The sequence below is a fragment of the Hyphococcus sp. D3-15 genome (assembly GCF_055809375.1).
The window spans coordinates 2,336,463-2,349,302 of sequence record NZ_CM147910.1; the positions used below are offsets into that span (position 1 = coordinate 2,336,463).

General features: G+C 61.0%; 12 protein-coding genes and 1 pseudogene. 7 read left to right on the plus strand and 6 right to left on the minus strand.

All coding sequences use genetic code 11. The features are described from left to right. The first annotated feature begins 110 nt into the window (after positions 1–110). A pseudogene (locus tag AC0L8G_RS11535) lies at positions 111–1,393 on the plus strand (alpha/beta hydrolase). A gap of 5 nt (positions 1,394–1,398) precedes the next feature. On the opposite strand, the gene AC0L8G_RS11540 reads toward AC0L8G_RS11535, so the two are convergent. Together AC0L8G_RS11540 and AC0L8G_RS11545 are read right to left on the minus strand one after the other, a co-directional pair. Next, positions 1,399–1,716, minus strand: coding sequence for a polyhydroxyalkanoic acid system family protein (locus tag AC0L8G_RS11540; RefSeq protein ID WP_473384342.1), 318 nt, complete (start codon positions 1,714–1,716; stop codon positions 1,399–1,401). Between the two features lie 57 nt (positions 1,717–1,773). Beyond that, the gene (locus tag AC0L8G_RS11545) at positions 1,774–2,652 is read right to left on the minus strand and encodes a dienelactone hydrolase family protein (protein ID WP_473388858.1); all 879 of its coding nucleotides are present in this window, start codon (positions 2,650–2,652) and stop codon (positions 1,774–1,776) included. A gap of 152 nt (positions 2,653–2,804) precedes the next feature. Between AC0L8G_RS11545 and AC0L8G_RS11550 the strand changes: the two genes are divergently transcribed. After that, a complete protein-coding gene (locus AC0L8G_RS11550; protein ID WP_473384343.1) occupies positions 2,805–3,602 on the plus strand; it encodes a DUF1499 domain-containing protein in 798 nt (265 codons plus the stop codon). Here AC0L8G_RS11550 and purN read toward each other — a convergent pair whose 3' ends face one another. The 4 genes from purN to AC0L8G_RS11570 form a co-directional block, all read right to left on the minus strand. Then, positions 3,603–4,256: a phosphoribosylglycinamide formyltransferase gene (purN, locus tag AC0L8G_RS11555; RefSeq protein ID WP_473384344.1), complete on the minus strand. Its 654-nt coding sequence runs from the start codon at positions 4,254–4,256 to the stop codon at positions 3,603–3,605. It lies immediately after the preceding gene. After that, positions 4,256–5,263: a phosphoribosylformylglycinamidine cyclo-ligase gene (gene purM, locus AC0L8G_RS11560; RefSeq protein ID WP_473384345.1), complete on the minus strand. Its 1,008-nt coding sequence runs from the start codon at positions 5,261–5,263 to the stop codon at positions 4,256–4,258. Before purM ends, purN begins: the two co-directional genes overlap by 1 nt. A gap of 132 nt (positions 5,264–5,395) precedes the next feature. After that, positions 5,396–6,322, minus strand: coding sequence for a serine hydrolase domain-containing protein (locus AC0L8G_RS11565; RefSeq protein ID WP_473384346.1), 927 nt, complete (start codon positions 6,320–6,322; stop codon positions 5,396–5,398). Continuing rightward, complete coding sequence (locus AC0L8G_RS11570; RefSeq protein ID WP_473384347.1) at positions 6,300–6,659, minus strand: serine hydrolase; 360 nt, start codon at positions 6,657–6,659, stop codon at positions 6,300–6,302. The genes AC0L8G_RS11565 and AC0L8G_RS11570 overlap by 23 nt, the downstream gene beginning before the upstream one ends. 187 nt (positions 6,660–6,846) lie before the next feature. Between AC0L8G_RS11570 and AC0L8G_RS11575 the strand changes: the two genes are divergently transcribed. The 5 genes from AC0L8G_RS11575 to AC0L8G_RS11595 all read left to right on the plus strand — a co-directional run bounded on the left by AC0L8G_RS11575 (position 6,847) and on the right by AC0L8G_RS11595 (position 12,839). Continuing rightward, positions 6,847–8,304, plus strand: a complete 1,458-nt coding sequence (locus AC0L8G_RS11575; RefSeq protein WP_473384348.1) for a DUF2066 domain-containing protein — start codon at positions 6,847–6,849, stop codon at positions 8,302–8,304. Between the two features lie 76 nt (positions 8,305–8,380). Then, positions 8,381–8,839 carry a P-loop NTPase family protein gene (locus AC0L8G_RS11580; RefSeq protein ID WP_473384349.1) on the plus strand — a complete coding sequence of 153 codons (459 nt, stop codon included), beginning with the start codon at positions 8,381–8,383 and terminating at the stop codon, positions 8,837–8,839. A 56-nt stretch (positions 8,840–8,895) separates the two neighbouring features. Continuing rightward, entirely contained in the window at positions 8,896–9,057 is a 162-nt protein-coding gene (locus AC0L8G_RS11585) for a hypothetical protein (protein WP_473384350.1), read from the plus strand. A 32-nt stretch (positions 9,058–9,089) separates the two neighbouring features. Continuing rightward, positions 9,090–11,270 (plus strand): RNA degradosome polyphosphate kinase, encoded by a 2,181-nt coding sequence (locus tag AC0L8G_RS11590; RefSeq protein WP_473384351.1) that lies wholly within the window; start codon positions 9,090–9,092, stop codon positions 11,268–11,270. Positions 11,271–11,357: 87 nt separating this feature from the next. Then, positions 11,358–12,839 (plus strand): Ppx/GppA phosphatase family protein, encoded by a 1,482-nt coding sequence (locus AC0L8G_RS11595; RefSeq protein ID WP_473384352.1) that lies wholly within the window; start codon positions 11,358–11,360, stop codon positions 12,837–12,839. Position 12,840 lies beyond the last annotated feature (1 nt).

A 12,840-nucleotide genomic window follows, 5' to 3' on the forward strand; every position in this document is an offset into this window, starting at 1 on the left:
GGAAATCCGGCGGACCGTCCTTGCCTGGAGAGATCGAGGGCTCAACCTATTCGGTTGATCTGTATTATGGCACGACGCGTAAACGCGGAAAACGCGGGCGAAACAATAGTGTGCGCCCTGAGAAGTTTTACTCCGGCGCCGTCAGCTATGGCGAAGGCGAAAGAGGCGTTATTACGCTCGAAGCGTCGTTGCTAGATCTTGGCGCGCCCTTGCTGCGCGGCTCTTGGGATGACGGCAAGGATCGCGGACGCTTTTTCTCGCTTAAAGATCCCGAGCCGCTTTCGAAGGAGGAATTTCAGACACGACTTAAGGCTGCGGTCGGTGACAGGGAGGAAGGCGCGTTCATTTTTGTGCATGGATATAATGTGTCGTTTTCCGATGCAGCGAAACGCACCGCGCAATTGACTTATGATCTCGCCTTTGACGGCGCGGCAATGTTTTATTCCTGGCCGGCGGGCGGCTCCTTTTTGATTATGGTCGCGACGCGCAGGTGCATGACCATTCCGTCGCCGATCTCGCAGAGTTTATTCAGACTGCTGCTGAAGTCGCCGGCGCAAAAAAAGTCCACATCCTGGCGCACAGCATGGGCAATCGTTACGTCCTGCGCGCACTGAGGGAGATATATTTAGAGGACCAGACTCGCGAAGAGCCCCTGATCGGCGAATTGTTTCTGGCTGCGCCAGACCAGGATGCGCGCGAGCTTGAACGTCAGCGCCGGGTTGGGGAATTACTGACGATCGCTGAAAGAATTACGCTATATGCGTCTGATCGCGACAAGGCGTTGCGTCTATCAAAAGCCCTGAAAACCGGTTCGCCCCGCGCCGGGCGAGCGAGCACCATGCCGTTGGTTTGCGGTATCACCAGCATTGATACGACGGAACTCGCGACGAGTTTTCTCGGTCACGGATATTTTGCGACAAGCGTATCTGTGATCTCCGACATTCGCTCGCGCATTTGGCAGCGACAGTTCGAGCCTTTGGGCCGGTGCTATTTAAAGCACGAGACGCGCAAGCGATCAGGCAAGGCTTACCTCAAACTTGATCCGAAACAATGCAGCCTGCGCGCCTTCGATGCTGCTTCAGCGCTGCTGAAATTTGGCGGCGAGGAGCGGTTCACTTCGGATTTTGACCGGTTGTTTCTTGAAGAATGGCCAAACGAAACGTCTGAGGATTTCGATTTATATGATCGGCTTTTTGATGCTGACGATGCGGTTCAGGTTTTTCAATGGATGCCGTCTCCAGCGGAATTGTCAGAAATAAATACGTCGCTCACAGACCAGTTTGGCGCGCATCAAAGCGCCTGGATCCTAAATCATCCGCTATATTTGCCGACGCGCGCGATATCGAAGGAAATGCTGTCGGGAAAGGGCCGTGAAAACCCGTCCTGCCCGTGAGTTGATTATTTCTGTTCAAGCAGGAGCTTGCCCTGTTTTTCAACGCGGCCAGCGACAGTTTCGGCGATCGTCGCCAATACGCCGGGCAATGTCGCGACGATGCGGATATGGGCCGGGAAAATATCGATCGTGCCGGTGATGTTTTGCCCGAGACCTTTCGCGGTGAAGGACAGCGTGTCTTCGCTCGTCCATTCTTCCGCGAATTTGAACATCATGCCGCCGGTCATGGCGCCTTTCAGCTTGTCAAAACCGTCGCGCACGCGTGTCCGCGCCTCGTCCTTGCCGAGGTCATGCGAGATGGTGATGGTGACCGGACGGCCCATAGGTGCGCTCCCTCTGCTCTTCTCACACAGATAGGAACGATCAGCGCTAATTCAAGATTACGCCAGCGAGTTTTCGAGCAACGCCAGCAGCCGCGACCATGCGCGCTCTGCCTGCGCTTCGTTGTACACGTCGGAATCCGGCGGGCACCAGCCATGCATCGCGCCCTCATAGACTTCGATTTCCGCCGCAAGGCCCGCCGCGTCATAGGCTTCGCGCAATTTCGTCTTGGCCTCCGGATCGCGGGCGTCGTCATTTTCGGCGATGGCGATGAGCGTGCTGGCTTTCATCTGCGGGATCAACAGATGCGGGCTGTCAGCCTCATCGGTCGCAAGGCCGCCGCCATGGAACGAGCCGACAGCGCCGAAACGCTCCGGCAGCGCCGCGGCGCAGCGCATGGCGAAAGAGCCGGTCATGCAATAGCCGGTGACGCCCATTTTCCGCGCCGTATCAACGCAATCCTGCGCGTCGAGGAATTTCACAAACGCATGGGCGTCGGTCACCGTTGTTTCCGGCGAAAGCGACCTGGCATGGGGCATCAGGCGCTCGCGCACGGCCGGATCTGAAAAGCTTTCGCCTACCGTAATCACCGCGCCTTTGGCGGTGCGGTAATAGGGATTTACAACGAGTACGGAATAACCGGACTGCGCGAGGCGCTTGCCCATCTGCCGGAAGGCCGGGCGAATGCCCTTGATATCCGGCCAGATAATCACTGCGGGATGCTCGCCCTTGCCCGGATGCACGAAATACGCGTCCGCCTCGCCATCGGGCGTTGTTATGGTGACATCGGATTCGCTGACGTCTTTCGCGTTCGCAGGTGCGGGAAGAATTATTGCAGCGCCCGCACCGGCGGCGAGCACGTTGAAATCACGGCGGGAGAGCGCGCTATTGCGCTTCAGATAGTCTTTATTCTCTTGCGCTGTCTGCTCGTCACACATGGCGTTGTCGCTCCATTCCGCTACCGGCCCGGTATAGGGCGACGCTAGCGGAACCGGCATGGGCAGGCAAATCACATGCAGCGGCGCCCCGTGCAATGCGCTAACGCTTGGGTTATGGTCCCGCCGGGGCATTTGTATCCAGGGGCTAGTTGATGCGAATTATTACGATACTTTTCTTGCTGGCGGCGCTGGGCTGCGCGCTGGTGATTGCTGCGGCCGGACCGGGGTCGCAAATGGGGTGGTGGTCATGGGGCGACGGCCTGACCATGATCCGCAAGGTTTCAACGCCGATTGATGTGGGGCCGATTGCCTTGTCGCCGTTGTTTACGGCGGCGGGACTGGCGGCGCTCACCGGCGTGATCAGTTTCTTTATGCGCTCGCGCGGTCTCGGCGTCGTCGCGATTTTGTCGGCGGTTATCGCCGGCGCGCTCGGCCAGGTGCCATTGCAGATGAAAGCCGATTTCGAAGCCAATCCGTTCATTCATGACATCACCACGGATTTCGATAATCCCCCGCAGATTATCGCCGGCGCCGGAGCCGAGCGGCTCAATCCGCCGGAATATCTGGGCGATGATCCGGTCCCGAGTCTGGATCCCGCCGCGCCGGCGAAAACGGTCAAAGAAGCGCAGATCGAAGCGTTTCCCGACATCACGCCGAGAAAGGTGAATGCCGGGCTTGATGAAACCGCGGAGATCGTGCGCGAAATCGTGCAGGCGATGAATATGGAACTGCTTGATGAAACGCTGACCGATGATGGCTGGCTGATCGAGGCGAGTTATAAATCCGCCTGGTTCGGCTTCATTGATGACTTTGTTGTGCGCCTGACGCCGGAAGGGTCGATGACCCGCGTCGATGTGCGTTCGAAATCACGGGTTGGCGGTTCCGATCTCGGCGCCAACGCAAAACGCGTGCTGGCGTTTTTCGAAAAGCTTGACGCCGCGACGTCGTAATTAACTAGCAGGGGGATTGATCAGCGCGCCGGTTGCTTTGACGCTTTCGTCATAAGTGACCGTCGCGCCGGTCAGCCGCGCTTTTCCGTCGATCAGCATACGCAGGCAAGCGGGATAAAGCCGGTGCTCTTCGACCAGAATGCGCGCGGCGAGTTTGTCCGCGTCATCGCCTGGCAGAACCGGCACGGCGGCCTGGCCGATGATCGGTCCGGAGTCCACTTCCGCTGAAACGAAATGCACGCTGCATCCGGCGAGTTTAACGCCCGCTTCGATCATGCGTTCATGCACATGCAAACCTTCGAATGAAGGCAGCAAGGAAGGGTGAATATTGATCAGGCGGCCGCGCCAGTCGCTGGCGAACCCGCCGGTCAGCACCCGCATGAATCCGGCGAGGCAGACGAAATCAATCTTTTCGGTCTTCAGCGCATGGTTGATCGCCGCTTCGAAATCTTCGCGGCTTTCAAAATCCTTGTGATCGATGACTTCGCGTTTGATCCCGGCTTTGCGGGCGCGCTCAAGGCCGCCGGCTTTCGGCTGGTTCGAAATCACCAGCGCCACCTCGCCGGGATAGTCCGGGTCCGCGCAAGCGTCGATCAGGGCCTGGAGATTGCTGCCCCGGCCGGAAATCAGGACTGCGATGCGCGCATTCGCCATTACGCGTTGCTCGCAATCTCGCCGATGACCCGCGCATCTTCACCGGAGGCGGCGAGTTTCGACAAGGCCGCCTCGACCGCATCCGGCGCGACCACGACAACGCCGCCAATGCCGCAATTAAAGGTCCGGCGCATTTCCGCATCCGACAGGCCGCCGGCTTCTTTCAGCCATTGAAACAGCGGCGGCAGAGCGAGCGCGCTTTCATCATAGCGCGGCGCAAGGTCGTCGGTCAGCACGCGCGGCGTGTTGTCGGTAAGCCCGCCGCCGGTGATATGGGCGAAGGCTTTGACGCCTTCATCATCGAGCAGGCCGAGAATGCTTTTCACATAGATGCGCGTTGGCGCGATCAGCGCTTCGCCAAGGGAGCGCGACGCATCAAACGGCGCGGGCGCATCATATTTGGCGCCGGCGTCAGCCGCGATCTTGCGGATCAGCGAATAGCCATTGGAATGAGCCCCTGAGGAGGCGAGGCCGATCATCACATCGCCGGCGGAAACCTTGCGCGGCAGCAAGCGGTCGCGTTCCGCCGCGCCGACGCAAAATCCCGCAAGATCATATTCGCCCGGTCCGTACATGCCGGGCATTTCCGCCGTCTCGCCGCCGATCAGCGCGCAGCCTGCATCGGCGCAGCCGCGCGCAATGCCTGCGACGACCCGCGCGGCGGTGTTTTCGTCGAGCTTGCCGGTGGCGAAATAGTCGAGAAAGAAAAGCGGCTCCGCGCCCTGCGCCAACACGTCATTGACGCACATGGCGACAAGATCGACGCCGATCGTGTCATGCAGACCGGTTTCGAATGCGATTTTCAGCTTGGTGCCGACGCCGTCCGTGCCGGAGACCAGAATAGGGTCTTTAAAGCCGGCGGCTTTGAGATCGAACATGCCGCCGAAACCGCCCAGCGCCGCATCGGCGCCGGGGCGCGCAGTCGCCTTGGCCAGGGGGCCAATGGCGTCGACCAGGCGTTCGCCCGCATCGATGTCTACGCCAGCTTTTTTATATGCTTCGCTCATGCCGAAATGATCGCTCCGCTCAGGCCGAATTTATCGCTCCGCTCAGGGCCGGAATCGGCGCCTGCCTATGGCCGCCGTCCTAGCGGGGGAGCCCGGTTGGGCAAGCTTGGCGGCGACCGGCGCCGCGCGTGACTACGGCGATCCGGCGCTTGCCGCCGCGATATCCTCCAGCGCCAGCCAGTCCTTGTGGGGCAGTCCCAGGGTCAAATCGAGAAACATCGGCGCAATGCTCCACAGCCGCCTGGTGCGGGTGTTGGACAAGATCACAATGCCGGTCTCAAGCTCTGGAATGAAGGCGATCTGGGCGCCATAGCCATCGACAGAGCCGCCATGGGCGATCACCCGGGTGCCGCCATAATCATAAACGCGCCAGCCATAGCCGTATTTCGACGCCCGCAAATTCGACATCACCGCGCGCATGCGGCGCGATTCCGACGGCGTGTCGACGCGCGGCGCGTGAATGAGATTGAGCACTTGCGGGGAGAGGACCTCGGGCGTTTCGCCCATTTGCGCCTTCAGCCATTGCGCCATGTCTTTGATGCTGGCGTTGACGCCGCCGGCGGCGGGCGTTGCGTAATAGGGCGTCTTGACGTCGATCGCTTCCCACGGATTGGGCGGCGCGGTCTTGTCCCGGTTGCGTTTGCGCAAATGCGGACGCGCCCAGTCGGCGCTCTGGGTCAGCGCCTCGAAGCCATAAGATGCGGTATTCATGCCGAGCGGCGTGAACAGGCGCGCCGCGACGAGATCCGGGAAAGGTTGGCCATAGACGCTGGCGACGGCCCTGCCGGCAATGTCATAGGTGATGTTCTGATAGGCGTAGCACTGGCCGACCGGACAGATCGGCCGCACTTTGCGAAATTGCGGCAGGATCGCATCGGGCGCGATGCCCGCTTCCAGCAGATTGTCATAGGCGTTGGGCGGCAGGCTGGTGCGCTGGCTCAGCAATTGTTCAAGCGTCAGGGATTTTTCCGCGCCATTGGCCAGCGCGAGCGTCGGTGCAAAATCCGTCGCATGGGCGTCGAGCGAAAGTTTGCCTTCAGAAACCGCGAGCCCGACCATGCTGGAGGCGAATCCCTTTGACAGGGAGGCGATTCTGAAACAGCGTGTCCGGCGTGACGGGCGCGCCGCCGCCAATTTCGGTTTCGCCATAGGTTTTGAGAAAAATCGTTTCCTCGCCGCGCACGACGGCGACCGCGAAGCCGACGAAATCGCCGCTGGCCATTGAGCGTTCAAGCGTGTCGTCGAGTTCGGCGAGCAGGGCGGACTGAATGCTTTCGGGCGAATTAAACGGCGCCAGCAATGTCGGGCCGCCCTCTTGGGCCAGCGCCGCCGGCGCGGCAATGCTGGAAATTCCCAAAAATCCGGCGGCTGTTAAGGCTGCTAGCCGTTTACCCATTCGATACTCCACACTGCAATCACGCCAATTCTTATGCTGGGCGCCCCTCTGTCCCGTCAAGCATGAGCGGACCATGCTGAAATATCGTAAAGGCGGGCGAATTGGGGTCGTTTCAAGCCGCTGACGCGGCTATAAACGGCCGCATTCGGCGGCTATAGTCGATGAGAGCCGGAAAACGGAGTTTTTGATGAATTTGTTGCGGTGGGCAGTAGTGATGATGGCGGCGTGCGTCGCCAGTCTTTCCGGCGCTTGGGCGGCAGGTGACGATATTTTCGTCGTGCCGCGCGTGACGGTTCAGGCGCAGGCCGACAATGCGACAGCGGCGAAGATCATCGCCCAGCGCGAAGGCCGGCGCAAAGCCATCGAGATCCTGTTGCGCCGCCTGACGGTCGAAGATGACTGGCCCTATTTGCCGACCGTATCGAATGACGCCCATGACGGAGCCGCCGCTGATGAACTCGCCGCCGCGGGCAGCCCGCTTGAGCCGGGCAGCATGCCAGACGGTATGGATACGTTCAGCGCCTTCGGACCGGAACCGCGCGCGATCATTACGCTGACCGACGAGACTCTGGAGAGCCTTGAATCCGGTTTTGAAGTTTACAACGAAAAAAGTTCGGCACAGACCTACCGCGCTTACATCACCTATCGCTTCAAGCCGTCCGCGATCCGCAAGCTGTTGCGTGACGCGCAGATTCCCTATTCCGAAGCGCAGACCCGCATGGCGCTGGTGCTGCCGGTTCTGCAAACCGAGAACGGCCTCTATCTATGGGAGGAAAACAATCCCTGGATGGCGGCGTGGAAAGTCCGCCCCTATAATAACGAACTGACGCCGATGACGGCGCCGCTTGGCGATCTTGACGACACCAGCACGATTTCCGCGCGGCAGGCGATTGCGATCAACAAGGAAGCGCTCGCCGCCATTGCCGACCGCTATGGCGTGAGCCAGGTGATTGTCGCGCATGCGTATCTCAAACAGGAAAATGGCGAGCATGTTCTGCGCGTGCGGCTGATCAACGGCTATCGCGAAAGCACCGATCTGGGCGACGCTGATGAAGACTTGCTGAACCGCATCGCAGCCGATGGCCGCCCGCAGGCGGATTTCGGGGTCGCCGCGCAAGGGCCGGACACCAACAGCTTCAATCTCGCCAAGGTCGGCGACGTGCTCGCGGAATCCTGGTTCCGCCGTCCGGCGGGCAATTTCCCCGCGCTCGCCGAGGAAGCCATCGAAGTGGTCATCGCCAAACATGCAAAGCCATGGAAGACGCAAACCCTGATCGACCACACCGAAGCCGCGCTGCTTGAAGCCAGCGCCTATTTCCGCTCCTTGAGCGAATGGTCGAAAATCCGCGCGGCGCTGATCTCCACCCCGTTGGTGGGTTCGGTGCAGGTGCGTTCCCTGTCGCGCAAGGGCGCTGAAATGCTGGTCCGCGCTTATGGCGATCCGGCCAAGCTGATCATCGCCATGGAAGCGCAAGGTCTGGTTCTGTGGACCGATGACGGCGAACGCTGGCTGGTGGCGACGCCGGCGACGGCGCAGGAAGTGCGCTTGCGTGACCGCCGCGGCCGACGCTTTGGCGCGACGGATGACAATTCGCCGGTGCAGCCCGCCAATTACGGCGGCGAAACCGGCGTCCAGCAATATTAAATCATCTGCATTTCATCATCTGCGGGGACACCCCGTCTGAAGGCCTATGCCCAGTTCTGACCCAAGCGCGTCTGCTGTGAAAACAGCAAGCATGCGCCAATTGCCGCTGAACCTGCCAGCCGCCCCGCCGCGTTATGAACGCGCGGCGTTTGTGCGCGCCGCCGCCAATGACGCCGCATGGCGCGCCGGCGAAGCGTGGCTCGCCGACACCGCCCCGGTGCTGGTGGTGAGCGGACCGCAAGGCGCCGGCAAGACGCATTTCACCAGAGCCCTGAGCGAAGGCCTCGATCCGGTCATCGTTGACGCAGCAACATTCGTCACCGCGCCCAAGGCCCGCCTCACCATCATCGACGACCTGCCGCCGGGCGATCCGAAAAGCTTTCTGGCGGCGCTGGAGGGCGGCGCCGGGGAAGGGCGGCGGTTCATCCTGACCGGGGAGGGCCATCCCTCTTCCTGGGCGGTGGGACTGAAGGATCTGCGCACCCGGATCGAGGCGGCCCCCGGGCGGCGCTCGCCGACCCCGATGAAGCGCTGATCCGCGCGGTCATCGCCAAGGGCTTTCGCGACCGCCAGGTTTCGGTCGCCCCGGCGGTGATCGACTACGCCGTGCCGCGCCTGCCGCTCACTTTCGCCGCCGCGCGGGCCTTTGTGGCGCTCGCAGACCAGTCGGCGCTTGAAGAAAAGCGCAAAATCACTGCGCCTTTCATTCAAAAACTCCTTGATAACCTTTCTGAAGGCGATCCGGCGCCATAAAAGACCTTTGACGGTAATGATGGGGCGCATTGATGGCGGCGGATGACGGTGTAAGGCAGACAATTGAGGGCGCCGCATTGATTGCGCCTGACGCGCCTGCGCGTTTCCTCAACCGCGAACAGTCATGGCTGGCCTTCAATGGCCGGGTGCTGGAAGAAGCGTTTAACGAAAACCATCCCTTGCTGGAGCGCCTGCGCTTCCTGTCGATTTCATCCAGCAACCTCGATGAATTTTTCATGGTGCGCGTCGCCGGTTTGCGCGGACAGGTGCGCGAGGGCGTTTCCGCAGTCAGCCAGGAAGGCATGTCGGCGCAGGAACAGCTCAACATGATTTCCGATCGCGCAGCGGCGCTGATGGAAGAACAACAGCGCTGCTGGCGCGAATTGACGCCGCTCATGCGCGAGGCCGGCGTCGTCGTGCTTAATGATGACGAACTGACCGAAAGCGATCTTGTCTGGCTGGAACAGGAATTTCAGTCGAACATCTTTCCGATCCTGACGCCGCTGGCGCTCGATCCTGCGCATCCCTTTCCCTTTGTGCCCAATCTCGGTTTCGTCCTGTGCTTTGAACTGAACCGCGTCGACGGCACCCCGCTTGAAGCGTTGTTGCCGGTGCCGGTGAAGATCGGCCGCTTCATCCGCCTGCCCGACGCCCCCGCCGGCGATGAAACCCGCGCGCCGGCGCGCTTCATCTCGCTGGAAAAAACCATCGTCCGGTTCATTCACCACGTCTTTCCCGGTTTTGAAATCAAGGCTCATGGTTCCTTCCGCGTGCTGCGCGACTCCGATGTGGAGATCGAGGAAGAAGCGGAAGATCTGGTCCGCGTGTTTGAGACCATGCTGAAGCGCCGTCGCCGCGGTGATGTGATCCGCGTCAAGATCGACTCGCGCACGCCGGAACATCTGCGCGAATTGATCCGCGAGCGCCTGCAGGCGAATGCGCAGGATGTGGTGTTTGTGGATGGCATTCTCGGCCTGGCGCAAACCAATGAGCTTATCCCGGCGGATCGTCCGGACCTGCAATTCGCGCCGTTTGAGCCGCGCTTTCCCGAGCGCATCCGCGAACATGGCGGCGATTGCTTCTCGGCGATCCGGGCGAAGGACATTCTGGTTCATCACCCTTATGAATCCTTCGACGTGGTGGTGCAGTTCCTGAAACAGGCCGCGGCGGACCCGAAAGTCGTCGCGATCAAGCAGACGCTGTATCGCACGTCCAAACAATCGCCGATCGTCGAAGCGCTGATCGAGGCGGCGGAAGCCGGCAAGAACGTCACCGCGCTGGTGGAGCTCAAGGCGCGTTTTGACGAGGAGGCCAATATCCGCTGGGCTCGCGCGCTGGAGCGCGCCGGCGTCAATGTGGTGTATGGATTCCTCGAATATAAAACCCACGCGAAATTGTCGCTGGTGGTGCGTCAGGAAGACACCGGGGCGCGCACCTATACGCATGTGGGCACCGGCAACTACCATCCGATCACCGCGAAAATTTACACCGATTTGTCGCTGTTCACCTGCGACCCGGCGATTGGCCGCGACGCTGCGAAAGTGTTCAACTTCATCACCGGTTACGCCGCGCCGGACGCGCTTGAAAAATTCTCGATCGCGCCGCTGGATGCGCGCCAGCACATCACCAAGCTGATCGACAAGGAAATCCGCAATGCCGGCAAGGGCAAGCCGGCGGCGATCTGGATGAAAATGAACGCGCTGGTCGATGGCGCGCTGATCGACAAGCTTTACGACGCATCGCGCGCGGGCGTTCAGATCGATCTGGTGGTGCGCGGCATTTGCTGCCTGCGTCCGGGCGTGCCGGGGCTATCCGAAAACATCCGTGTCAAGAGTATTGTCGGCCGCTTCCTGGAGCATGCGCGGATTTATTGTTTCGGCGCGGGCGACAGCCTGCCCAATCCTGGCGCCAAGGTTTTTGTCTCCTCCGCCGATCTGATGCCGCGCAATCTCAATCGCCGGGTCGAAGTTTTCTGCCCGATCGACAATCCGACGGTGCATAGCCAGATCCTCGATTACATCATGGTCGCCAATCTCAATGATGAAGGCCAGAGCTGGAAACTGAAATCCGATGGCAATTATGAGCGGGTCGTTCCCTCCGGGGACGGCGAGGCGTTTAATATCCACACCTATATGATGACCAATCCGTCGCTCTCCGGGCGCGGCGGCTCCATCCAGTATAACGCCCCGCGTGAGCTAAAACGGCGGAAATAGGGGTGCTCCCCGGTCAGATCGGCAAAGAGTACTCATTGCGCTTTCTGCTGTATAAGATGAAGTTCGTTTGAAGACATGGCGGCCCGGATGACAAACCATTCCATCAGCGACCGCCGGGCGGTTGTGGATATCGGCTCCAATTCCGTTCGCCTCGTTGTCTATGAAGGCCCGCCGCGCGCGCCGATTCCAATCTGCAATGAAAAGGCGCTATGCGGCCTTGGTCGCGACATGACGCCGGAAGGCGGGCTGAACCCCGCCGCCGTATCCGATGCGCTGGCGACTTTGGCGCGCTTCCGTCATGTGCTCGACGATCTTGGCCGCCCGCCGGTCACCGCCATCGCGACGGCGGCGGTGCGCGTCGCCAAGGATGGCGCGCGTTTTGTCGAGGCGGCGCGCACGCTCGGTTTCGATGTGGATGTGGTGTCAGGCCCGGAGGAGGGCGAGCTCGCCGCGCTTGGGGTTGTGCTGGTCGAGCCCGGCGCCACCGGCATTGTCGGCGATATGGGCGGCGGCAGTCTTGAGCTCGCCATGCTGATTGCGGGCGACGTCACTGAAAGCGTCAGCCTGCCGATCGGGCCGTTGAATTTGATGCAGGCGGCGGAAGGCGATCCGCGTCTCGCCGCCAAGATCATTGACGATCATCTGAACAAAGTGCCGTTTCTCTCCAAGGGCGTCTCCGACACGCTGTTCACTGTTGGCGGCGCCTGGCGCGCCGTCGCGCGGATTCACATGGGCCTTAAAGGCTATCCGCTGCCGGTTCTCCATCACTATGAATTGTCCGTCGCCCAGATTGCCGAAGTCTGCGATCTGCTGGCGAAACAAAGCCGCAAATCGCTTGAAGACCTTCCGGGCATTCCGCGCCGGCGCATCGATACGCTGCCGCTCGCGTCGCTGGTCCTGACATCCGTCCTGACACGGATGAAAGCCAAACATGTGGTGGTGTCGACGGGCGGCGTGCGCGAAGGATTGTTGTATCGCGCGCTGGACCCCAAAGAAAAAGCGCGCGATCCGTTTCTGGACGCCTGTCATTTTTACGCGCAGCGCCTTGCGCCGGACAGCAATTTCGGACCGGCGGCGTATGAGGTGATTGAGCCGCTTTTCGCCAAGGAAGACCCGGCGGGCGCGCGCCTGCGTTATGGCACTGCGCTGTTGTCGGATATCGGCGCGTATTTCCATCCGGACACGCGCGGCCGCCACGCCTTCGACACGGCCTTGCGGGCGCCGTTTCTGGCGGTAAGCCATGAGGAGCGTCTATGGGCGGCCCTGGCGCTGTTCCGGCGCCATCAGGGCCGCTCGGCGCCGCCGCCAAATGAAGAAGCCATGTCGTTGCTCGATGAAGACATGCAAAAAAGCGCGACGCAATTCGGTCTCGCCCTGCGCTTTGTCGCCGCCATCGCGCCCAAGGCGCCGACGGCGCTTAAAGGCTGCCGACTGGAACGGCGCCCCGAGGAAATCATTTTCTTTGCGCCCTCTGACCGGCAGGCGCTGATGGGCGAAACCCCGCGCCGCCGGTTTGTATCGCTCGCCTCGGTGTTCGACGCCGCCGCCGGCGAAGTCTACGAAGACTGAA

Bases quoted from the DNA above. Each gene is read 5' to 3' on its own strand.
- AC0L8G_RS11540 (WP_473384342.1), bottom strand. From the start codon at position 1,716: ATGGGCCGTCCGGTCACCATCACCATCTCGCATGACCTCGGCAAGGAC.
- AC0L8G_RS11545 (WP_473388858.1), bottom strand. From the start codon at position 2,652: ATGTGTGACGAGCAGACAGCGCAAGAGAATAAAGACTATCTGAAGCGC.
- AC0L8G_RS11550 (WP_473384343.1), top strand. From the start codon at position 2,805: ATGCGAATTATTACGATACTTTTCTTGCTGGCGGCGCTGGGCTGCGCG.
- purN (WP_473384344.1), bottom strand. From the start codon at position 4,256: ATGGCGAATGCGCGCATCGCAGTCCTGATTTCCGGCCGGGGCAGCAAT.
- purM (WP_473384345.1), bottom strand. From the start codon at position 5,263: ATGAGCGAAGCATATAAAAAAGCTGGCGTAGACATCGATGCGGGCGAA.
- AC0L8G_RS11565 (WP_473384346.1), bottom strand. From the start codon at position 6,322: ATGGTCGGGCTCGCGGTTTCTGAAGGCAAACTTTCGCTCGACGCCCAT.
- AC0L8G_RS11570 (WP_473384347.1), bottom strand. From the start codon at position 6,659: ATGGGTAAACGGCTAGCAGCCTTAACAGCCGCCGGATTTTTGGGAATT.
- AC0L8G_RS11575 (WP_473384348.1), top strand. From the start codon at position 6,847: ATGAATTTGTTGCGGTGGGCAGTAGTGATGATGGCGGCGTGCGTCGCC.
- AC0L8G_RS11590 (WP_473384351.1), top strand. From the start codon at position 9,090: ATGGCGGCGGATGACGGTGTAAGGCAGACAATTGAGGGCGCCGCATTG.
- AC0L8G_RS11595 (WP_473384352.1), top strand. From the start codon at position 11,358: ATGACAAACCATTCCATCAGCGACCGCCGGGCGGTTGTGGATATCGGC.